The organism is Streptomyces sp. CY-1 (assembly GCF_047218265.1).
Classification (GTDB): domain Bacteria; phylum Actinomycetota; class Actinomycetes; order Streptomycetales; family Streptomycetaceae; genus Streptomyces; species Streptomyces niphimycinicus.
In genome coordinates this window covers 5,410,520-5,431,195 of record NZ_CP178393.1, presented here as the reverse complement: position 1 = coordinate 5,431,195, position 20,676 = coordinate 5,410,520, and the positions used below count along the sequence as shown (strand labels likewise).

Below are 20,676 nucleotides of genomic sequence, written 5' to 3'. Positions count from 1 at the left end.
CCACCGGCCGCGCGATCCGTGGTCACCGGCCGCGCGCCCGCACCCGTGTGCACAAGGGAACTGGTGCCCTTCGCCTGGCGTTGACTTTTTCAGGAGGGTCCACTGGAAGGTGGAGACACCAGGCAAAGCGTTCCCCTGCGGCACAACGGGAGGGCACACAGTGCACCGCCGGCACAACGGGCTGAAGACCGCAGTACTCCTCGGTGGTCTGTCCGCGATCATCATCCTCATCGGCAGCCTCTTCGGCCGCACCGGGCTGATCATCGCGGTCGTCGTCGCACTCGGGACCAACGCATACGCCTACTGGAACAGTGACAAGCTGGCCCTGCGCGCGATGCGCGCCCGCCCCGTCAGCGAGTTCGAGGCACCGGGGCTGTACCGCATGGTGCGCGAGCTCTCCACGGCCGCGCGCCAGCCGATGCCCCGGCTCTACATCTCACCGACCGAGGCTCCCAACGCCTTCGCCACCGGCCGCAACCCCCGTAACGCGGCGGTCTGCTGCACCGACGGCATTCTGCGGCTGCTGGACGAGCGCGAGCTGCGCGGGGTCCTCGGCCATGAGCTCAGCCATGTCTACAACCGCGACATCCTGATCTCCTCGATCGCGGGCGCGCTCGCCAGCGTCGTCATGTTCCTGGTGAACTTCGCCTGGCTGATCCCGATGGGCCGGTCCGACGACGACGAGGGCCCCGGCTTCGTCGGCATGCTGCTGATCATGCTTCTCGGCCCGCTCGCGGCCTCCATCATCCAGCTCGCCGTGAGCCGCTCCCGCGAATACGAGGCCGACGCCTCCGGCGCCCAGCTCACCGGCGACCCCCTGGCGCTCGCCAGCGCCCTGCGTAAGCTGGAAGCGGGCACGAAACAGCTTCCGCTGCCGCCCGAGCCCCGCCTGGAGACCGCCAGTCACCTGATGATCGCCAACCCGTTCCGCGCCGGTGAGGGCATGGCCAAGCTCTTCTCGACCCACCCGCCCATGCGGGAGCGCATCGCACGACTCGAGCAGATGGCAGGACACCAACCGTGAAAACCCTCCTGAACCTCATCTGGCTGATCTTCGCCGGCCTGTGGATGGCGATCCTCTACGTGCTCGCCGGGGTCCTGCTCTGCCTCACGATCATCGGCATCCCCCTCGCGCTCGCCTCCTGGCGCATCGCCGGCTTCGCCCTGTGGCCCTTCGGCCGCACCACCGTCCCCCGCCCCGACGCCGGAGCCGCCTCCTGCGTCGGCAACGTCCTGTGGCTCATCCTCGCGGGCTGGTGGCTGGCGCTCGGCCACCTGATCACCGGCATCGCCCTCTGCCTGACGATCATCGGCATCCCCCTGGGCCTGGCCAACTTCAAGCTCATCCCGATCTCCCTGGCCCCCCTCGGCGTCGAGATCGTCCCCACCGACCAGCCCTTCGGCCACCGCTGACCCGCCCGCCGACAACGCCAGGGGCGGCACGGCCACGCCGCACCGCCCCTGCCGCACCGGTCCGAGTGCCGGCTACCGGTAGTTCACGAACTGCACCGCGAAGTCCAGGTCCTTGCCCTTGAGCAGGGCGATCACGGCCTGTAGATCATCCCGGCTCTTGGACGTCACCCGCAGCTCCTCGCCCTGCACCTGCGCCTTGACGCCCTTGGGCCCCTCATCGCGGATGATCTTGGCGACCTTCTTCGCGTTCTCCTGCGAGATCCCCTCCTGAAGCGAGGCGAAGATCTTGTACTCCTTGCCCGACGCCTGGGGCTCGCCCGCGTCCAGGGCCTTCAGCGAGATCCCGCGCTTGACCAGCTTGGACTGGAAGACGTCGAGGATCGCCTTGACCCGCTCCTCGGAGTTGGCTCGCATCTCGATCCGCTCGCCCGACCACTCGATCGAGGCGCCGACGTTTTTGAAGTCGTAGCGCTGGGAGATCTCGCGGCTCGCCTGGTTCAGAGCGTTGTCGACCTCCTGCCGCTCGACCTTCGAGACGATGTCGAAACTGGAGTCGGCCATCTTGAGTTGGCTCCTCGTACGTAGATCCGTCAGTGGCACGGCCCAGCGGACCGCTCCAGCCAGCCTAGCGATCTCGGCCATGATCCAGAGGCGATCAACCGGGTGGCGAAGCACCCCCGCGCATCAGGTATTGTTTACGTCGTTGCCAGGGAGCAGCACCGCGAGAGCGGGGCACCTGGCCACATCCCAGGCGGTGTGCCCGAGTGGCCAATGGGAGCGGACTGTAAATCCGTCGGCTTAGCCTACCCAGGTTCGAATCCTGGCGCCGCCACACGAGGGAAACGGCCCCTGAACTGCGGAAACGCGGTCAGGGGCCGTTTGCTGTGTTCAGGGTGGAGCGGGGACGCGGCCGTGCGCCGGGCCTAGGACTGGGTGCCGGTCCAGGTGAAGGTGGCGGAGGCCCGGGCGGGAAGCTGGTAGCTGAAGGACTGGCTGCCCCAGTTGACCCTCAGGGTCTGCTGGCTGCCGGTGTCGTTGTAGGCGATCAGCGCCTTGGAGCCGTCCGGGTTCTTCCAGGCCACGTTCGGCACCGTGGAGCTGGCGCTGGAGTCGATGCGGCGGGCTCCGGGCTTCACGAACTTCGTGAGGTGGCCCATCGTGTAGTACTCGACGGTGTAGTCGACCCGGCCGCTCTGGCCGTCGCCGTTGTGCACGGTGACCAGTCCGGTGCAGGTGCCGCAGCCGCCGTTGTGCGGGCCCTTGTTCTGGTCGACGGCGAGGCTCCACTTGATCCAGCTCTTGCCCCAGTTGCGGGTGTAGTCGATCAGGTTGTGCATGTCCTCCTGCTGCTGATCGGCGATCCAGGTGCCGCCGGAGTGCTCGGTGTCGAAGGCGTCCACATTCGGGTACTGGTTGTGGACGGTCGTCTGCTGGCCGACGTTGCCGCCGTAGCCGTGCCAGGCGATGCCGCCGAAGTTCGGGTGGTTGCGGATGGCGGCGTCGTCCACGACGGGCGCGCCATAGCCCGCCCACTGGTCCCAGTTCCAGTCGAGGGCGAGCACCTTGGTCTTCAGGCCCGCGTTCGCCAGCTTGGGCAGCAGCTCACTCTTGGTGAAGTAGTTGAGCCCGGAGCCGTTCCACTGCATCGACGGGTAGCCGGGGCAGCAGGTGGGCTCGTTCTGCACGGTCACGTAGTCGATCGGCACACCCCGGCTCTGGTACTCCTGGAGGTACTTCACGAAGTAGTTCGCGTAGGTGCCGTAGTACTGCGCCTCCAGCCAGCCCTGGTTGAGCTGGTCGTTGTCCTTCATCCAGGCCGGGGCGGTCCAGGGCGAGGCCATGACCTTCAGCGCCGGGTTGAGCTGCCTGGCCTGCTTGGTCAGCGGCAGGACGTCGGCGAGGTCGTGGTTGATGGAGAACCTGGTGAGGCCGGGGTCGGTCTGCCCGGCCGGTACATCGTCGAAGGTGTAGCCGAAGCGGGCCAGGTCGGAGCCGCCGAGCGGGTTGCGCAGAAAGCTCACCCCGATGCCGTCCGTGGGCGAGAAGAGCTTGCGCATCACCTCGTCACGGGTGCTCTGGCTCAGTGCGCCGCTGCTGTTGAACAGCCATGCGGCGGTGTCCGTGAACGACGCCCCGGCGCCCGAGAACTCCTGGTACGTCCGGGATTCGTCGACGGTGACACTGCCGCCCCCGCCCGAGCCGAACCGGATGGGCGCCTGCTGCTCCAGGCCCTTCACGACGGTGCGGCCGTCGGAGCCGGAGGTGGTGGTCAGATAGACGTCGACGCTCTCGCCGGCCCTGACCGGGCCGGTGCCGGCGGCCGTGGCGCCGGCCGGGGAGGTCAGCCATGGGCCGGCGGCCACGGCGACCGCGGCCAGGGCGGTCACCAGGGCGGTGCGCGCGGTACGAGGGGATCTGGATCTGACGGATCTCATGAAACCGATGCCTTTCCTGTGCGGGCAGGCTCGGGCCGGTGCGGTCACGGCCGGAGAGAAGGAAGGGAAGACTCCGGTGACCGGTGTGTTCACGGCAACGGAGATGCGGAGCGGCTGAGCAGCGGAGCGGCTGAGCGGCTGAGCGGCTGAGCTGCGAAGCACCGGTGTGTTCACGGTGCTCGGTGACTGTGATGATCCGAGGCGCGCCGCCGGGCGTCAAGCCTCGCGGACGACTTACCTCATGACGTGGATTAAGTGCGCCCCTGCCGCCGTACGGGCGGCCGTCCGTCGTGGCGCGCCCGGGGCTCCGCGGGACCGCTCCTAGGGTGGTGATTCCCCCGTATCAGGACAGAGAGGGCGGATCGTGCTCAGGGGCTTCAAGAACTTCCTCATGCGCGGTGATGTCATTGTTGTCGCCATCGGCCTGGTCACAGCGCTGGCGTTCTCGACGCTGATCAAGGTGTTCACCGACTCCGTGATCAACCCGATCATCGCCCGGCTCCAGGGCGGCAAGGCGGTCGGGCTCGGCTGGCAGCTCGGCCAGGCGGGGAACAAGGCGACCTACATCAACATCGGGTCGTTCATCGGCGCCCTGATCTACTTCATCATCTTCATGGCCGTCATCTACTTCCTGATCGTCATGCCGTACAAGTACACCCAGGCCCGCCGGGGCGCGGAGGTCTTCGGGGAGCCGGGCCCGGTCAAGACCTGCCCGGAATGCCTCGCCGATGACATCCTCGAGGCGGCGCGCAAATGCCGTTACTGCGGCTCGGATCAGCCGCGTACGGAGTAACCCACTGGCCGCCGTTGCCTAGCGCGCCCCGTCGAGGTCCAGCTCCAGCATGCGGATCGCGTTGCCGCGCAGGATCTTGTACGTGGTCTCGGGGGAGAGCCCGGCCACATGCTCGGCGGCGATGCGGCGGGTGTGCGGCCAGGTGGAGTCGACGTGGGGGTAGTCGGTCTCGAAGGTGGCGTTGTCCACGCCGACCGTGTCCAGCGAGGCGACCCCGTGCTTGTCGCGGAAGAAGCAGCAGTAGATCTGCCGGTAGTAGTACGTGGACGGCGGCTCGGGGATGAGGTCGCGGACGCCGCCCCAGGCGCGGTGCTCCTCCCAGACGTCGTCGGCGCGCTCCAGGGCGTAGGGGATCCAGCCCATCTGTCCCTCGGCGTAGGCCAGCTTGAGGCGCGGGAAGGAGACCAGGACGCCGCTGAAGAGGAAGTCCATCATCGAGGCCATGGCGTTGTTGAAGCTGAGGGCGGCCTGGACGGCGGGCGGGGCGTCGGGGGAGGCGGCGGGCATCTGGGAGGAGGAGCCGATGTGCATGCAGACGACCGTCCCCGTGGCCTCGCACTCGGCGAAGAAGGGGTCCCAGTAGCCGCTGTGGATGCTGGGGAGCCCGAGGTAGGTGGGGATCTCGCTGAAGGTCACCGCGCGGACGCCGCGGGCCGCGTTGCGGCGGATCTCCTGGACGGCGAGATCGACGTCCCACAGGGGGATCAGGCAGAGCGGGATGAGACGGCCGCCGCTGTCGCCGCACCACTCCTCGACCATCCAGTCGTTGTACGCCCGGACGCACGCCAGCCCGACCTCCTTGTCGTTCGCTTCGGCGAAGGTCTGGCCGCAGAAGCGGGGGAAGGTCGGGAAGCACAGTGACGCCTCGACATGGTTGAGGTCCATGTCGGCGAGGCGGTCCTTGGGGTCCCAGCAGCCGCGGCGCATCTGCTCGCGGGTGATGCCGTCGAGAGTCATCTCGTCGCGGGTGAAGCCGACGGCGGCGATGATCCGCTTGTACGGGAAGAGGTCGCCCTCGTAACTCCACCAGTCGGTGAGCTGGCCGTCCGGGTCGGTGGTGAACTTGTACTTGCCGCCGACGTAGGCCAGTTCGCCGATCCCGGCCGTCAGCGGCTTGGGGCCGCGGTCCCGGTACTTGGCCGGGAGCCAGGTCTCGAAGAGGTGCGCGGGCTCGATCACATGGTCATCGACGCTGATGACCCGAGGCAGCTCGGTCGTGCCGTTCGTCTCGTCGGCCATCTCGCCATCTCCCCGGTCTTCTCGTGGTGCTCCTGTGGCTCCGTCTCGATCTGACGGTTCGTCAGATTCTGGCGGCAGAGTAGGGCGGATCGCTTCAACCAACAAGAGAAAGCCCCGTTTCCGCACTTACGTTCAGGGCACCCGAGGTGCGACAACCGGGAGGAAACGGTGAACGCATCGTCGATCGCACGCGGACTGGGTTCGGCACCGCGCACACGTACCCCACGCCAGGCGGGCAGCCGGGCCATCGAGGCGGCGGCCCGCTGGGGGCTGGCCACCCGGGGGGTGCTCTATCTGCTCATCGGCGTCCTGGCGCTGCGCATCGCCCTGGGCGACCGCGGCGAGCAGGCCGACCGGGGCGGGGCCCTCCAGGTCCTCGCCCAGCAGCCGTTCGGCGCCGCGCTGGTCTGGGCGGTCGGCATCGGGCTGGTCTGCATGGCGCTGTGGCGGCTGTCCGAGGCGGTCTTCGGGGCCGCGGGGCCGGACGGTGGCGCGGCACGGAAGCGGCTGGCGGGGGCGGCCCGTGCGGTCTTCTACGGCGTCGTCGCCTACTCCGTGCTCTCCTTCGCCACCGGCGAGCAGGGCAGCGGCTCCAGCGACCGGCAGTCCCAGGACGTGACGGCCCGCGCGCTCGACCTGCCGTACGGCCGGTGGCTGGTCGCCGCCGCCGGGACCGCGGTGGCCGCGGCCGGGGTGTGGATCGCCGTACGGGCGCTGCGGCGCGGCTTCCGCAAGCACCTCAAGGTGGGCGCGATGTCCCGGCGGACGCGGCGGACCGTGGAGGCGCTGGGGGTCTGCGGCGGGGTGGCCCGCGGGGCCGTGTTCGCGGTGGCGGGCGGCTTCGCGCTCTCGGCCGCCGTGCGCTACGACCCGGGCGAGGCGAAGGGCATCGACGACACCCTGCGGACCTTCGCCGGGACGGCGGCGGGGCCGTGGCTGCTGATGGCGGTGGCGCTGGGGCTGGCGCTCTTCGGGGCGTTCTCGTTCGCGATGGCGCGGTGGCGCCGGGTCTGAGCGCGCTGCTCGTGCCTGGGGCTCGGGCCTGGCTCTGTCCCTGCGCTCGTGGGGCCGGGGCTGAGCGCGGTCCCTGTGCCGGGGGGCTCGGGTTCGGCCTCCTACCTCCCGTGCCGGGTGGCACCGGGCCCGATCTCGCCGCCTGCCCCTCTGCCCCCGGCGCCGGGCCCCGCCCCGCGCCTCGCGCGTCTCGCACGGATGTGCTCCGTAAGGCGGTCTTCCCCGGGGTTCCGGGCGCCGGGACCATCGGACGATGCCGACCATCGAGCCCCGCGTGCCGACCCTCGAGCTCCGCGTGCCGACCGTGAAGCCACGCGCCCGTATCGCCGCCTTAGGGGCGGCCTTCGTCCTCGCCGCCGCCACCCCCGTCGCCGCGTACGCCGCGCTGGACGACCCGCCCGCCGCGACGCCCTCCGGTGCCGTGGCCTCCGGTGCCGTGGACCGGGGCAAGCCGTACGTCGAGACCCGGCTCTTCTTCGGCACCGAGCGCCCCGACGGCGGGCCGCCCGTCACCGAGAAGCAGTTCCTGGCCTTCGTGGACCGGCAGATCACCCCGCGCTTCCCCTCCGGCCTGACGATCCACGACGGCCGGGGGCAGTGGCGGGACCAGAGCGGGACGATCGAGCGGGAGCGCTCGTACGAGGTGATCCTGCTCTATCCGACGTCCGAGGCCCCGACGCAGGACCCGCGGATCGAACGGATCCGGACGGCCTACGAGCGGCAGTACCCCCAGGAGTCCGTGGCCCGGGCCGATGCCCCGGCCCGGGTGGACTTCTGAGCCATCGGGCCGGAACCGGCCACCCTGACCACTCCGAGCACCCCGGCCACTCCGACCACTCCAGCCGAACCGACCACTCCAGCCGCCCCGGCCGCCCCGGCGTCTCAGCCCCGCTCGGCCGCGACCGCCGCCACCGCGTCCGCCACCGCCGTGTCGCCGTTGATCAGCTCCAGCGTGCGGCCCGCCGTACGAGGCTCGTCCAGCAGGGCGGTCAGGACCGCCGCCACATCGTCGCGGGTGATCTCGGCCCGGCCCGTGTGTTCGGCCAGCTTCACCCGGCCCGTACCCGGCTCGTTCGTCAGCCGTCCCGGGCGCAGCACGGTCCAGTCGAGGCCGTCCCGGGCGCGGATGTCGTCGTCGGCCGCGGCCTTGGCGCGCAGATAGGCGGCGAAGACCGGGTCGGTGTCCGGCGGCGGCTCGTGGGACGCGCCCATGGAGGAGACGATCAAGAACCGCCGGGCCCCCGCCCGTTCGGCCGCGTCCGCGAAGAGCACCGCGGACCGGTGGTCGACGGTGTCCTTACGGGCGGCACCGCTGCCGGGGCCCGCGCCGGCCGCGAAGACGGCCGCGTCCGCGTCCTCCAGATGCTTGACCACGTCCTCCAGCGAGGCCGATTCGAGGTCGCAGACGACGGGTTCGGTGCCCGACGCCAGCAGGTCGCCCGCCTGTTCGGGCTTGCGGATGATGCCCGCCACTTCGTCTCCGCGCGCGGTGAGCAACTGCTCCAGCCGCAGCGCGATCTGTCCATGTCCACCAGCGATCACAATGCGCATGATCCCGACCGTACGCCGTGCGGCCTACTGTTGCTCGCCGCCGCTCTGCGACCGCGCCTGCCGGGGCAGGTCCAGCGCCGCCGCGGCCGCCGAGTCGCAGTACTCCCGCACCGCGCTGGTACGGGCCACCACCCGGCCCCGGTGCACCACGACCCTGCTGTACGCGAGCGAGAGCACCCCCGCGAGCCCGTCCCCGCGCACCGCGAGCAGCTCCGCCGGGAACCCGGCCTCCACCCGCACCTCGGCGAGCCCCATGGCGGCCCGCGCCCGCCCGCACACCGCCTCGTACGCCTCGTCCGGCCGCAGCTCGCCCCGGGACGCCAGCAGAAAGGCGGCCTCCAGGGGATCGCCCCGGCCCACCGGGTTGACCGCGTCCCGCAGCGCCCCGCTGCCCGCGGCCACCCGGACGCCCGCGGCGCGCAGCAGCCGCACCGGCGCGCAGGCGCAGGGGCGCGCTCCCCGCATGCCCTGGTGCTCCAGCCCGGCGCAGTCGCCCTGGGGGAGGGAGACGACGGTCACCCCGGCCGCCGCCAGCCGCTCGGCGATCCTCCCCGCGCTCTCCAGGGGCAGCCGGGACAGTCCGCCGCAAGGGCCGATGGCCACGCCCGGCCGCAGGCCCCCGGCCATCGCCGCGAGCCGGGCGAGGCGGGCCGGGTCGTCACCGTCCGTATGCAGATCGACGGCGCAGCCATGGCGGGCGGCGAGGTCGAGGACGGCCTCGGCGTGGCCGGTGGGATCCGGGTCGAGGTCGGGGCAGCCGCCGATGACCGCCGCGCCCATCTCCATCGCGTCCCGCAGCATCGCCAGGCCGTCCGCCCCGGCGGCGCCGGTCAGCACCCGGGGCACCGCCACCGCGCTCAGCTCGGTGAGCCCGCGCAGGGTACGGCCGGCCTCCAGGACCGCCTCCAGGGAGCGCAGCCCGTGCACCCCGCCGATGCGGACATGGGTGCGCAGCGCGGTCGCCCCGTGGCCGAGCTGGAGCAGCGCGGCCTCGACGGTGCGGCGCTGGATGTCCCCGGGGGCGTACGGGACCGGGCCCGCCATGTCGGCCGTAAGGGCGGTGTCGCAGTGGGCGTGGGGTTCGGCGGGGGCGGGCAGCAGCAGATAGCCGCCGAGGTCCAGCCGGGTGCCGGGGACGAGGCTGCCCGCCGTGCCCACGGCCTCGATCCGCCCACCGCTGAGCCGGACGTCCACGGTGCGCCCGTCGGCGAGCCGGACGCCGCCGAGCACCAGAGCGGTGGGCTCGGGGCCCGCGCCGCCGTTCCTGGGCGGCTGCTGAGGCGGCTGCGGCTGCTGCTGGCTCTCGGGCATCGCACTCCTGGGATTCGCAGGGCGTACGCGGGGCGCACAGGGGCGCGCGACGGTTGCGCAGCCAAGATCACGCGGGTGCGATCCGAAGCCTAGGACGCGGTGGCGGCGGCTTCGCGGAGGAGCCGAATAGTCGTACCGGTGTGGTGCCCGAGCCCAGGGTGACGAGGGGGCGATACGGATTTCACCTTCGGCGGCCGACCGTGTAATGTCTTCATCGCTCGCCCCAATAGCTCAGTCGGCAGAGCGTCTCCATGGTAAGGAGAAGGTCTACGGTTCGATTCCGTATTGGGGCTCTGATGTGTGAGGTTTCCCGTTCGGCTACGCTGAGTCGAGCGGGGAGTCACTCGCATCACAGCGGTGTAGCTCAGTCGGTAGAGCAAGCGGCTCATAATCGCTGTGTCACCGGTTCAAGTCCGGTCACCGCTACTGACAGTAGCCGATTGCGGGGTCGGTCCTTCGATCGGCTACTCTTTCTGCGTTAATCCTTTATCCGTTCGTCAAGGAGCACTCACGTGGCTGCCACCGACGTCCGCCCGAAGATCACGCTGGCCTGCGTGGAGTGCAAGGAGCGGAACTACATCACCAAGAAGAACCGGCGCAACGACCCGGATCGTCTTGAGATCAAGAAGCACTGCCCGCGTTGCAACGCGCACACCGCGCACCGTGAGACGCGATAGCAATAAGCTCTCATTCGAGGCCGCCCCCACTCGCGGGGGGCGGCCTCGTTTCGTTGGTAATTCAATCGCAGGAGGTGTGCGCCGATGGCGCTCGACCAGTCCTTCGTGGGGCGGACCTACCCGCCCACCGCGGCCTACGAGGTCGGCCGGGAGAAGATCCGCGAATTCGCCGAGTCCCTGGGTGACACCAATCCGGTCTACACCGACCCCGAGGCGGCCCGGGCCCTCGGCTACCCCGACGTGATCGCCCCGCCGACGTTCATTTTCACGATCACCTTCAAGGCGGCCGGGAAGCAGGTTGTCGAGGACCCGCAACTGGGGCTGGACTACAGCCGGGTGGTCCATGGCGACCAGCGGTTCGAGTACACCCGCCCGGTCCGCGCGGGGGACCTGCTGTCGGTCACCTCGATCATCGATTCGATCAAGTCGCTGGCCGGCAACGACATCCTGTCCGTCCGCGGTGAGGTCCACGACAAGGCGGGTGATCATGTAGCGACGTCGTTCACGACGCTGGTGGCCCGCGCCGCCGACGCAGAGGTGGAGGAGAGCAGATGACGACGGCCAAGATCTCGTACGACGACGTGGAGGTCGGCACCGAGGTGCCGATGCGCGAGTTCCGGGTGAACCGCGCCGACCTCGTGCGGTACGCGGGCGCGTCCGGCGACTTCAATCCGATCCACTGGAACGAGAAGTTCGCCAAGGAGGTCGGCCTCCCCGACGTCATCGCCCACGGCGCCTACACCATGGCCCAGGCGGCCCGCGTAGTGACCGAGTGGGCCGGCGACCCCGGCGCCCTCGTCGAGTACGGCGTCCGCTTCACCAGGCCGGTCGTGGTCCCCAACGACGACAAGGGCGCGCTCATCGAGATCGGCGCCAAGGTCACCGCCAAGCTGGACGACGAGGCCCGTACGGTGCGCCTCGACATCATGGCGACCAGCGCCGGCCAGAAGGTGCTGGGCCGGGCCCGCGCCGTGGTACGGCTCGCCTGAGCCCTCGACCGCGCCCGAGCGGCCCCCAGCCGGATGAGAGCACGCCACAGCGTGTGAAGCCCGCCTGAGCCCCATACGGGCCGCACGCCCCGTCGGCCCCCGGACTCCCCACACCGGGGGCGGCCACCCCAGGGCCCCAGGGGGCGCCCCCGTACTCTTGAGCGCGTGCAGGAACTCCACGACGCCCCTCTCGCGCCCCTCACCACCTTCCGCCTCGGCGGACCGGCCAACCGGCTGATCACGGCCACGACCGACGACGAGGTCATCGCCGCGGTCCGGGCGGCCGACGCGGCCGGCACCCCGCTGCTGGTGATCGGCGGCGGCAGCAATCTGGTCATCGCCGACAAGGGCTTCGACGGCACCGCCCTGGAGATCGCGACCAGCGGCTTCACACTCGACGGCACCCGCCTGGAGCTCGCCGCGGGCGAGAACTGGTCGGACGCCGTGGCCCGTACCGTCCGGGCCGGGCTCGCGGGCATCGAATGCCTCGCCGGAATCCCCGGCTCCGCGGGGGCCACGCCGATACAGAACGTCGGCGCCTACGGCCAGGAGGTCTCCGCCACGATCACCGAGGTGATCGCCTACGACCGCCGCGCCGACGAGGTCGTCACGATCCCGAACGCCGACTGCGCCTTCTCCTACCGCCACAGCCGCTTCAAGGCCGACCCCGACCGCCATGTGGTGCTCCGGGTCCGCTTCGAACTGGAGGACGCGGGCGGCCTCTCCGCGCCCGTCCGGTACGCCGAGACCGCGCGGGTGCTCGGCGTCGAGGTGGGGGACCGGGTACCGGCCGCCGTCGCCCGCGAGACCGTCCTGGGACTGCGCGCGGGCAAGGGCATGGTGCTCGACCCCGAGGACCACGACACCTGGTCCGCGGGGTCGTTCTTCACCAACCCGGTGCTCGACCAGGACGCCTACGCCGCCTTCCTGGCCCGCGTCGCCGACCGCCTGGGCCCGGACACCGCGCCGCCCGCCTTCCCGGCGGGCGACGGCCTGATCAAGACCTCCGCGGCCTGGCTGATCGACAGGGCGGGCTTCACCAAGGGCTACGGCACCGGCCCGGCCCGGATCTCCACCAAGCACACGCTCGCCCTCACCAACCGGGGCGAGGCCACGACCGAGGATCTGCTGGCGCTGGCCCGCGAGGTGGTGGCCGGGGTCGAGGCGGCGTTCGGGATCCGGCTGGTCAACGAGCCGGTGACGGTGGGCGTGAGTCTCTGAGCCCGACTACTCACGTGAGTGGTCGGGGCCCGCGAGCCAGTCGTCGATCCCCGTCAGCATCCGCTGCCGCACCTCCTCCGGCGCGGCCGACCCGCGCACCGACTGCCGTGCCAGCTCGGCCAGTTCGGCGTCCGTGAAGCCGTGGTGCTCGCGCACCAGCTCGTACTGCGCCGCCAGCCGTGAGCCGAAGAGCAGCGGGTCGTCGGCCCCGAGCGCCATCGGCACCCCGGCGTCGTAGAGCGTCCGCAGCGGGACGTCCTCCGGCTTCTCGTAGACCCCGAGCGCCACGTTCGACGACGGGCACACCTCGCAGGTCACCTGGCGCTCGGCGAGCTTGGCCAGCAGCCGTGGGTCCTCCGCCGCGCGCACCCCGTGGCCGACCCGGGCCGCGCCGAGGTCGTCCAGGCAGTCCCGCACACTACTGGCGCCCGACAGCTCGCCGCCGTGCGGCGCGGCCAGCAGCCCGCCCTCCCGGGCGATGGCGAAGGCCCGGTCGAAGTCACGGGCGAAGCCGCGCCGCTCGTCGTTGGAGAGGCCGAAGCCGACCACGCCGCGGTCCGCGTAGCGCACCGCGAGCCGGGCCAGGGTGCGCGCCTCCAGCGGATGCTTCATGCGGTTGGCGGCGATCAGCACCCTGATCCCAAGACCGGTGTCCGCGGAGGCGCTCTCGACCGCGTCCAGGATGACCTCCATCGCCGGGATCAGCCCGCCCAGACGCGGGGCGTACGAGGTGGGGTCGACCTGGATCTCCAGCCACTGGGCCCCGTCCCGCACGTCCTCCTGGGCCGCCTCGCGCACCAGCCGCCGGATGTCGTCGGCGTCCCGCAGACAGGATCGTGCGATGTCGTACAGCCGCTGGAAGCGGAACCAGCCGCGCTCATCGGTGGCCCGCAATTTCGGCGGCTCACCGCCGCTCAGTGCCTCGGGCAGGTGGACGCCGTACTTGTCGGCGAGTTCCAGGAGGGTCGCGGGGCGCATGGAGCCGGTGAAGTGAAGATGCAGATGCGCTTTGGGGAGCAGGTGTACATCGCGTGCCATCTGCAGATACTGCCGCACGAGCGGACCCGCCGGTACCGCTTTCCCCGAACGGGGAGGTGCACACATGAGGAAGGGCCGGATCCGCTCCCGCGGATTCCGGCCCGTTCCCTACGTGCGTGCGACCCGCGCGCCTTACGCGCTCGCCTCGCCCAACAGCTTCTGGAGCCGGGAGACGCCCTCGACGAGGTCCTCGTCGCCCAGCGCGTACGACAGCCGCAGATAGCCCGGGGTGCCGAAGGCCTCACCCGGCACCACCGCGACCTCGGCCTCCTCCAGGATCAGCTCCGCCAGCTCGACGCTGGTCCGCGGCCGCTTGCCGCGGATCTCCTTGCCGAGCAGCCCCTTGACCGAGGGGTAGGCGTAGAAGGCGCCCTCCGGCTCCGGGCACTCGACGCCGTCGATCTCGTTCAGCATCCGCACGATGGTGCGCCGGCGGCGGTCGAACGCCTCGCGCATCGTGGCCACGGCGTCGAGGTCGCCCGAGACGGCGGTCAGCGCGGCGACCTGAGCGACATTGCTCACATTCGAGGTGGCGTGCGACTGGAGGTTGGTCGCGGCCTTGATGACGTCCTTGGGGCCGATGACCCAGCCCACCCGCCAGCCGGTCATCGCGTACGTCTTCGCGACACCGTTGACCACGATGCACTTGTCGCGCAGCTCGGGCACCACGACCGGCAGCGAGTGGAACTCCGCGTCGCCGTAGACCAGGTGCTCGTAGATCTCGTCGGTGAGCACCCACAGCCCGTGCTCGGCGGCCCAGCGGCCGACCTCCTCGATCTGCTCACGGCTGTAGACCGCGCCGGTGGGGTTCGAGGGGGAGACGAAGAGCAGCACCTTGGTGCGCTCGGTGCGGGCCGCCTCGAGTTGCTCGACGGAGACGCGGTAGCCGGTCGTCTCGTCGGCGACGACATCCACCGGGACACCGCCGGCCAGCCGGATCGACTCCGGGTAGGTGGTCCAGTAGGGCGCGGGGACGATGACCTCGTCGCCCGGGTCCAGGATCGCGGCGAACGCCTCGTAGATCGCCTGCTTGCCGCCGTTGGTCACCAGGACCTGGGCCGCCTCGACCTCGTATCCGCTGTCGCGCAGCGTCTTCGCGGCGATCGCGGCCTTGAGCTCGGGGAGCCCGCCGGCCGGCGTGTAGCGGTGGTACTTCGGGTCGCGGCAGGCCGCCGCCGCGGCGTCGACGACATAGTCGGGCGTGGGGAAGTCGGGCTCACCGGCGCCGAAGCCGATCACCGGACGGCCGGCGGCCTTGAGGGCCTTGGCCTTGGCGTCGACGGCGAGAGTCGCGGACTCGGAGATCGAGCCGATCCGGGCCGATACCCGCCGGTCGGTCGGGGACTGTACGGGGGGAGTAGCAGCGGTCATAGATGCATCGTCGCAGACGGGCGAAATGGGTGGCACATGGGTTTGCGGAGACTTCGCGCGCTTCTCGTTCGACGCCCGGCCGTCAAGCACGTACACTCAACCGTCGTTGGCCGATCAACAGCCGCATCCGACCGCACACTCCGTGCAGCCGGATGTATGCGGTAGGTTGGTGGTGCCGCGAAGGGTCGTAGCTCAATTGGTAGAGCACTGGTCTCCAAAACCAGCGGTTGGGGGTTCAAGTCCCTCCGGCCCTGCTACACGCACTTTGATCAGGGTGCGTGCATGCGTACGCAAGGACAAGCACCGCTGTGCGGCCGGGCCGGACGCGGCACGGCCACGACCCGGATTCAGGTGAGGACGAGTGACGGAAGCCCTTGGCTCCACCGCGACGCCTGAGAGCGGTCGTCCCGATGAGGACGAGGTGGCGACCAAGCGGGGTCGCCGTGGTGGCAAGCGCGCGAAGAAGGGGCCCTTCGGCCGCCTCGCGCTCTTCTACCGCCAGATCATCGCTGAGCTGCGGAAGGTCGTCTGGCCGACGCGTAGCCAGTTGTCGACGTACACCAGTGTGGTGATCGTTTTCGTCCTCATCATGATCGGCATCGTGACCGTGATTGACTATGGGTTCAATAACGCCATCAAGTACGTCTTTGGCTGAGACCCACGCGAAAGGCGGCCGCCGTCCCGGCGTCGCCTCTTTCGCACGTTCCACCCCTTTGAAGCCAGGAAGAAGCAGCCACAGTGTCTGACCCGAACCTGAACGACGCCGCCGAGCCCGTCGAGTCCCGTGAGGACGAGCTCGACATCGTCGAGGCGGCGGACTCCGACCAGGCTGAGGCAGCCGACGCCGCGGCGGGCGTGCCCGCCGAGGAGGAGGCGCTGCGTGTCGAGGGCGAGGACGCCCTCGAGGCCGATGCGGCGCCCGAGGCCGAGCCGGACGGGCTGGACGAGGCAGCGGACGCGGCCGAGGAAGCGGACGCCGCCGAGGCAGAGGTCGTCGACCCGGTCGAGGCGCTCCGCGAGGAGCTGCGCGGACTGCCCGGTGAGTGGTATGTGATCCACACCTACGCGGGCTACGAGAAGCGCGTGAAGGCCAACCTGGAGCAGCGTGCCGTCTCGCTGAACGTCGAGGACTTCATCTACCAGGCCGAGGTCCCCGAGGAAGAGATCGTCCAGATCAAGAACGGCGAGCGCAAGAACGTCCGGCAGAACAAGCTGCCCGGCTATGTGCTCGTCCGCATGGACCTGACGAACGAGTCGTGGGGTGTCGTCCGCAACACGCCGGGCGTCACCGGCTTCGTGGGCAACGCCTACGACCCGTACCCGCTGACCCTGGACGAGATCGTCAAGATGCTCGCCCCCGAGGCCGAGGAGAAGGCCGCCAAGGCCGCCGCCGAGGAGAGCGGCATGCCGGCGCCGAGCCGCAAGGTCGAGGTCCAGGTGCTGGACTTCGAGGTCGGCGACTCGGTCACGGTCACCGACGGCCCGTTCGCGACCCTCCAGGCGACGATCAACGAGATCAACGCCGACTCGAAGAAGGTCAAGGGCCTGGTGGAGATCTTCGGCCGGGAGACCCCGGTCGAGCTGAGCTTCGACCAGATCCAGAAGAACTGAGTCTCCTCACCAGAACTTCCGAACAGGTCAGACGGGCTTTCGCGGCCGGTCTGACCTGCTCGGTTTTAAGGCGCACACCTATACCCGTTATCGTTGTGCGGTATGCCTCCATCCGGATGATCCGGTTCGGAGGCGAACCACCTCTCACTAGGACCCGGAGAGAGCATGCCTCCCAAGAAGAAGAAGGTCACGGGGCTGATCAAGCTCCAGATCCAGGCCGGCGCCGCGAACCCGGCCCCGCCGGTCGGCCCCGCGCTGGGCCAGCACGGCGTCAACATCATGGAGTTCTGCAAGGCCTACAACGCCGCGACCGAGTCGCAGCGTGGCATGGTCGTGCCGGTGGAGATCACGGTCTACGAGGACCGCTCCTTCACCTTCGTGACCAAGACCCCGCCGGCCGCCAAGCTGATCCTCAAGGCCGCGGGCGTGGAGAAGGGCTCCGGCGAGCCGCACAAGACCAAGGTCGCCAAGATCAGCCGCGACCAGGTGCGTGAGATCGCCACCACCAAGATGCCCGACCTGAACGCCAACGACCTGGACGCCGCCGAGAAGATCATCGCCGGCACCGCCCGTTCCATGGGCATCACGGTCGAGGGCTGACACCTCCACGGCGAGGGCCCACAGCCCCCGCAGCCACGTGTGGCAGGGCCAAGCGCTGGCCCGGACCACGAACTCCACAACATCAGGAGCAACAGTGAGCAAGCGCAGCAAGACTCTCCGCGCTGCGGACGCCAAGATCGACCGGGAGCGCAACTACGCCCCGCTCGAGGCCGTCCGTCTGGCGAAGGACACCTCCGCGACCAAGTTCGACGCGACCGTCGAGGTCGCCATGCGCCTGGGCGTCGACCCGCGCAAGGCCGACCAGATGGTCCGCGGCACCGTGAACCTGCCGCACGGCACCGGTAAGACCGCCCGGGTCCTGGTCTTCGCGACCGGTGACCGTGCTGCGGCCGCGGAGGCCGCCGGCGCCGACATCGTCGGCTCCGACGAGCTCATCGACGAGGTGTCCAAGGGGCGTCTGGACTTCGACGCCGTCGTCGCCACCCCGGACCTCATGGGCAAGGTCGGCCGCCTCGGCCGGGTGCTCGGTCCGCGTGGTCTGATGCCGAACCCGAAGACCGGAACCGTCACCCCGGACGTGGCCAAGGCCGTCACGGACATCAAGGGCGGCAAGATCGAGTTCCGCGTCGACAAGCACTCCAACCTGCACTTCATCATCGGCAAGCTCTCGTTCGACGAGACCAAGCTGGTGGAGAACTACGCCGCGGCGCTGGAGGAGATCAACCGTCTCAAGCCGTCCGCCGCGAAGGGCCGCTACATCAAGAAGGCGACCCTGACCACCACGATGGGCCCCGGCATTCCGCTGGACGCCAACCGCACCCGCAACCTGCTGGTCGAGGAAGAGGCCGTCTGAGGCCGCCCCTGAACCAGCGCACCACGGTGTGCAACCGCCGGGCCCCCGCACCGCGTCGAAGGTGCGGGGGCCCGGCGTCTTCCGTTGTCGGTCCGCTCAGCTAAAGTCACCTCGGACGTAAAAGAGAAATAAAAATAAGGGGGAGCCGTGCGCGGTACTCATGTCGGTGCGCGTTGGGCCATAGCCGCTGGAAGCGTCGTTCTCATGGTCGGCCTCACCGCGTGCGGGAGCGAGAAGTCCGGCGACGACAAGGCCGGTGAGAAGACCGGCGACAAGTCCGGCCAGTCCGCGATGAGCCCGCTGGCGGCGCTCAAGCTGGCCTCGCAGCGGACGGACCAGAAGAACTCGGCCAAGGTCGAGGGCACCACCAAGATGGGCGAGCAGAACTCGCAGATGTCCGGCTCCATGGACTGGGCCAACGGCATCCGGGCCAACATGTCCATCACCCAGAGCGGTGGCGCCATCGCCTCCTCCCCGATCGAGGGCAAGGCGATGGACGCGCGCTACACCCCGGACGCGATGTTCCTGAACATGGGCGACGAGTTCGCCGCGCAGGCCGGCAGCGGTAAGCACTGGGTGAAGTACGACTACGACGTGCTGGCCCAGAAGGCCGGTCCCTCGGGCGCGTTCCTGAAGGACCAGATGCAGAACAACAACCCGTCGCGCTCGGTGGAGCTGCTGCTCGCCACCGGCAAGGTCAAGAGCGTCGGCTCGGAGAGCGTCAAGGGCGTCAAGGCCACGCACTACACGGGCACGGTCAAGGTCTCCGAGATCGCCAAGATGCAGTCCAAGGAGCTGAGCCAGTCGGATCTGGACGCCCTCCAGAAGCAGCTCGAGACCTCCGGCATGGACACCGAGACCATCGACCTGTGGGTCGACGACCAGAACCTGCTGGTCAAGAAGCGTGAACAGGCCCAGAGCAACAACGGCTCCTATGACTCCACCGTCTACTACTCGGACTACGGCACCGCCGTGACCGTCGAGGAGCCGACGTCCTCGGACACCGTGGACTTCCAGGACATGCTCCAGCAGTAGAGCCGATTTGCCTGGCCGCGGCCCGTTCGCGTAATCTCCTACAGAAGCCAAAGACCGCTGGTTGTCGCTGTGCCCCCGTAAGGGGTTCGGTGGCTGAAGGATCCGCTAGCTGCGGGCGACCTGCGTAGGTGTATGTGGTTGAACTCCCGAGCGGGCCGTGGGCCTGTGCCGGTCGAGTTACGCCCCGAGCGCCTGCGCCGGGGCGTTTTCGCATTGTCCAGTCTCCTTCCTTCAGGCCGTAGCGGTCCTCATCACCCGGAAGGAGGCCGAGGCTCATGGCGAGTCCTGACAAGGTCGCAGCCGTCGACGAGATGCGGGAGAAGTTCCGCACCTCTCACGCGGCTGTCGTCACCGCGTACACCGGTCTCACCGTTGCGCAGCTCAAGGAGCTGCGCCGTTCGCTCGGTGAGAACGTTCAGTACCGTGTGGTGAAGAACACGCTGACCAAGATCGCGGCCAACGAGGCCGGGATCAACCAGCTCGACGACCTGTTCGCGGGTTCGTCGGCCGTCGCCTTCGTGACCGGTGACCCGGTCGAGGCGGCGAAGGGTCTCCGTGACTTCGCCAAGGAGAACCCCGCTCTCGTCATCAAGGGCGGTGTCCTTGATGGCAAGGCGCTGTCCGCCGACGAGATCAAGAAGCTCGCGGACCTCGAGTCCCGTGAGGTGCTGCTCGCCAAGCTGGCGGGTGCGATGAAGGCCAAGCAGTCCCAGGCTGCCGCGCTCTTCCAGGCCCCGCTGTCCAAGTTCATCCGGACCGCCGAGGCGCTCCGGCAGAAGCAGGCCGAGCAGGGCGGTGCCGAATCCCCGGCTCCCGCCGAGGCCGAGTCCGAGTAATCAGGCTCCGGTCGCAGCGGGCCGGGAAGCCCGCCGACATGTTCATCCGGCACCACCTGCCGAATTAGTGGAAGGACCGCCATCATGGCGAAGCTCAGCCAGGACGACCTGCTCGCGCAGTTCGAGGAGATGACCCTCATCGAGCTCTCCGAGTTCGTGAAGGCCTTCGAGGAGAAGTTCGACGTCACCGCCGCCGCCCCGGCCGCCGTCATGGCCGCCGCCCCGGGCGCCCCGGGTGCCGCTGCCCCGGCCGAGGAGGAGAAGGACGAGTTCGACGTCATCCTCACCGGTGCGGGCGACAAGAAGATCCAGGTCATCAAGGTCGTGCGTGAGCTGACCTCCCTGGGTCTGAAGGAGGCCAAGGACCTCGTGGACGGCGCCCCGAAGCCCGTTCTCGAGAAGGTCGCCAAGGACGCCGCCGAGAAGGCCGCCGAGTCCCTCAAGGGCGCCGGCGCCTCCGTCGAGGTCAAGTGACCTCTCGGCCCGCCGCCACACGCCCGTAGGACGTCCGGCGGCGCGGCCCGGTTCCAGCCAGGGGCGATCACCCGTTCGGGTGGTCGCCCTTCGGCGTTCCCGTCACGGCTACATTGTCTTACGGGGTTGTGGAGGTAGGGTGATCTTCGTTGCCTGTCGCCACGCCCTGTGACGATCTCGCCGGAGTGGGGGGCCTTGACGAACGGCACGCAGCGCGCAATTCTCAGGACGCGACGCCACATCGATCCAAAAGT

At 69.7% G+C, this 20,676-nt stretch carries 23 protein-coding genes and 4 tRNA genes; 20 read left to right on the top strand and 7 right to left on the bottom strand.

The features are described from left to right. Positions 1-160 precede the first annotated feature (160 nt). Positions 161-1,024, top strand: coding sequence for a zinc metalloprotease HtpX (gene htpX, locus ACK1X7_RS23275; protein WP_078642888.1), 864 nt, complete (start codon positions 161-163; stop codon positions 1,022-1,024). Beyond that, positions 1,021-1,413: a YccF domain-containing protein gene (locus ACK1X7_RS23270; RefSeq protein WP_361495452.1), complete on the top strand. Its 393-nt coding sequence runs from the start codon at positions 1,021-1,023 to the stop codon at positions 1,411-1,413. The genes htpX and ACK1X7_RS23270 overlap by 4 nt, the downstream gene beginning before the upstream one ends. A 72-nt stretch (positions 1,414-1,485) precedes the next feature. Here the strand turns inward: ACK1X7_RS23270 and ACK1X7_RS23265 are convergent, their stop codons facing one another. Continuing rightward, positions 1,486-1,974: a YajQ family cyclic di-GMP-binding protein gene (locus ACK1X7_RS23265; RefSeq protein WP_059148998.1), complete on the bottom strand. Its 489-nt coding sequence runs from the start codon at positions 1,972-1,974 to the stop codon at positions 1,486-1,488. A 189-nt stretch (positions 1,975-2,163) separates the two neighbouring features. On the opposite strand from ACK1X7_RS23265, the gene ACK1X7_RS23260 reads away from it, so the two are divergent. After that, positions 2,164-2,245, top strand: a tRNA-Tyr gene (locus ACK1X7_RS23260). A gap of 91 nt (positions 2,246-2,336) precedes the next feature. Here the strand turns inward: ACK1X7_RS23260 and ACK1X7_RS23255 are convergent. After that, entirely contained in the window at positions 2,337-3,848 is a 1,512-nt protein-coding gene (locus tag ACK1X7_RS23255) for a glycoside hydrolase family 30 protein (protein ID WP_390794425.1), read from the bottom strand. 364 nt (positions 3,849-4,212) lie between these two features. Here ACK1X7_RS23255 and ACK1X7_RS23250 point away from each other — a divergent pair, with 364 nt between their 5' ends. Beyond that, positions 4,213-4,641, top strand: coding sequence for an MscL family protein (locus ACK1X7_RS23250; RefSeq protein ID WP_385138374.1), 429 nt, complete (start codon positions 4,213-4,215; stop codon positions 4,639-4,641). 18 nt (positions 4,642-4,659) lie between these two features. Here the strand turns inward: ACK1X7_RS23250 and ACK1X7_RS23245 are convergent, their stop codons facing one another. Beyond that, complete coding sequence (locus ACK1X7_RS23245) at positions 4,660-5,880, bottom strand: amidohydrolase family protein (protein ID WP_390794426.1); 1,221 nt, start codon at positions 5,878-5,880, stop codon at positions 4,660-4,662. 195 nt (positions 5,881-6,075) lie between these two features. Between ACK1X7_RS23245 and ACK1X7_RS23240 the strand changes: the two genes are divergently transcribed. Both ACK1X7_RS23240 and ACK1X7_RS23235 read left to right on the top strand, forming a co-directional pair. Continuing rightward, a complete protein-coding gene (locus ACK1X7_RS23240) occupies positions 6,076-6,894 on the top strand; it encodes a DUF1206 domain-containing protein (RefSeq protein WP_413116903.1) in 819 nt (272 codons plus the stop codon). 253 nt (positions 6,895-7,147) lie between these two features. Next, complete coding sequence (locus tag ACK1X7_RS23235; RefSeq protein WP_413115591.1) at positions 7,148-7,672, top strand: DUF3574 domain-containing protein; 525 nt, start codon at positions 7,148-7,150, stop codon at positions 7,670-7,672. Between the two features lie 104 nt (positions 7,673-7,776). Here the strand turns inward: ACK1X7_RS23235 and ACK1X7_RS23230 are convergent, their stop codons facing one another. Together ACK1X7_RS23230 and ACK1X7_RS23225 are read right to left on the bottom strand one after the other, a co-directional pair. Next, complete coding sequence (locus tag ACK1X7_RS23230; protein WP_390794428.1) at positions 7,777-8,445, bottom strand: NAD(P)H-binding protein; 669 nt, start codon at positions 8,443-8,445, stop codon at positions 7,777-7,779. 24 nt (positions 8,446-8,469) lie between these two features. Then, entirely contained in the window at positions 8,470-9,756 is a 1,287-nt protein-coding gene (locus ACK1X7_RS23225) for a hydrolase (RefSeq protein WP_390794429.1), read from the bottom strand. A gap of 220 nt (positions 9,757-9,976) precedes the next feature. Between ACK1X7_RS23225 and ACK1X7_RS23220 the strand changes: the two genes are divergently transcribed. The 6 genes from ACK1X7_RS23220 to ACK1X7_RS23195 all read left to right on the top strand — a co-directional run bounded on the left by ACK1X7_RS23220 (position 9,977) and on the right by ACK1X7_RS23195 (position 12,643). Beyond that, positions 9,977-10,049, top strand: a tRNA-Thr gene (locus ACK1X7_RS23220). A 60-nt stretch (positions 10,050-10,109) separates the two neighbouring features. Beyond that, a tRNA-Met gene (locus ACK1X7_RS23215) sits at positions 10,110-10,182 on the top strand. A gap of 86 nt (positions 10,183-10,268) precedes the next feature. Next, complete coding sequence (gene rpmG, locus ACK1X7_RS23210; protein WP_009715907.1) at positions 10,269-10,433, top strand: 50S ribosomal protein L33; 165 nt, start codon at positions 10,269-10,271, stop codon at positions 10,431-10,433. An 84-nt stretch (positions 10,434-10,517) separates the two neighbouring features. Then, positions 10,518-10,988 carry a MaoC family dehydratase N-terminal domain-containing protein gene (locus tag ACK1X7_RS23205; protein WP_216344726.1) on the top strand — a complete coding sequence of 157 codons (471 nt, stop codon included), beginning with the start codon at positions 10,518-10,520 and terminating at the stop codon, positions 10,986-10,988. Further along, on the top strand, positions 10,985-11,422 hold the full coding sequence (locus ACK1X7_RS23200; protein ID WP_361495474.1) for a MaoC family dehydratase: 438 nt from the start codon (positions 10,985-10,987) through the stop codon (positions 11,420-11,422). Before ACK1X7_RS23205 ends, ACK1X7_RS23200 begins: the two co-directional genes overlap by 4 nt. A gap of 165 nt (positions 11,423-11,587) precedes the next feature. Beyond that, positions 11,588-12,643, top strand: a complete 1,056-nt coding sequence (locus tag ACK1X7_RS23195) for a UDP-N-acetylmuramate dehydrogenase (RefSeq protein WP_385138362.1) — start codon at positions 11,588-11,590, stop codon at positions 12,641-12,643. A gap of 6 nt (positions 12,644-12,649) precedes the next feature. Here the strand turns inward: ACK1X7_RS23195 and ACK1X7_RS23190 are convergent, their stop codons facing one another. Together ACK1X7_RS23190 and ACK1X7_RS23185 are read right to left on the bottom strand one after the other, a co-directional pair. Beyond that, complete coding sequence (locus ACK1X7_RS23190; RefSeq protein ID WP_385138360.1) at positions 12,650-13,681, bottom strand: adenosine deaminase; 1,032 nt, start codon at positions 13,679-13,681, stop codon at positions 12,650-12,652. Between the two features lie 132 nt (positions 13,682-13,813). Next, positions 13,814-15,052: a pyridoxal phosphate-dependent aminotransferase gene (locus ACK1X7_RS23185; protein ID WP_385138358.1), complete on the bottom strand. Its 1,239-nt coding sequence runs from the start codon at positions 15,050-15,052 to the stop codon at positions 13,814-13,816. Between the two features lie 181 nt (positions 15,053-15,233). Between ACK1X7_RS23185 and ACK1X7_RS23180 the strand changes: the two genes are divergently transcribed. From ACK1X7_RS23180 to rplL, 8 genes are all read left to right on the top strand, one after another. After that, positions 15,234-15,306 (top strand) — tRNA-Trp (locus ACK1X7_RS23180). A 107-nt stretch (positions 15,307-15,413) separates the two neighbouring features. Beyond that, positions 15,414-15,707 carry a preprotein translocase subunit SecE gene (gene secE / locus ACK1X7_RS23175; protein WP_216344731.1) on the top strand — a complete coding sequence of 98 codons (294 nt, stop codon included), beginning with the start codon at positions 15,414-15,416 and terminating at the stop codon, positions 15,705-15,707. 83 nt (positions 15,708-15,790) lie between these two features. Further along, positions 15,791-16,663, top strand: a complete 873-nt coding sequence (gene nusG / locus ACK1X7_RS23170) for a transcription termination/antitermination protein NusG (RefSeq protein WP_385114414.1) — start codon at positions 15,791-15,793, stop codon at positions 16,661-16,663. A 165-nt stretch (positions 16,664-16,828) separates the two neighbouring features. After that, positions 16,829-17,263: a 50S ribosomal protein L11 gene (gene rplK / locus ACK1X7_RS23165; RefSeq protein WP_044571693.1), complete on the top strand. Its 435-nt coding sequence runs from the start codon at positions 16,829-16,831 to the stop codon at positions 17,261-17,263. 94 nt (positions 17,264-17,357) lie between these two features. After that, the gene (rplA, locus tag ACK1X7_RS23160) at positions 17,358-18,077 is read left to right on the top strand and encodes a 50S ribosomal protein L1 (RefSeq protein WP_059148984.1); all 720 of its coding nucleotides are present in this window, start codon (positions 17,358-17,360) and stop codon (positions 18,075-18,077) included. Positions 18,078-18,281: 204 nt separating this feature from the next. Beyond that, on the top strand, positions 18,282-19,112 hold the full coding sequence (locus ACK1X7_RS23155; protein ID WP_385138353.1) for a hypothetical protein: 831 nt from the start codon (positions 18,282-18,284) through the stop codon (positions 19,110-19,112). Between the two features lie 275 nt (positions 19,113-19,387). Continuing rightward, positions 19,388-19,948 (top strand): 50S ribosomal protein L10, encoded by a 561-nt coding sequence (gene rplJ, locus ACK1X7_RS23150; protein WP_216344734.1) that lies wholly within the window; start codon positions 19,388-19,390, stop codon positions 19,946-19,948. Between the two features lie 84 nt (positions 19,949-20,032). Continuing rightward, complete coding sequence (rplL, locus tag ACK1X7_RS23145; RefSeq protein WP_211124233.1) at positions 20,033-20,422, top strand: 50S ribosomal protein L7/L12; 390 nt, start codon at positions 20,033-20,035, stop codon at positions 20,420-20,422. The last annotated feature ends 254 nt before the right edge of the window (positions 20,423-20,676 follow it).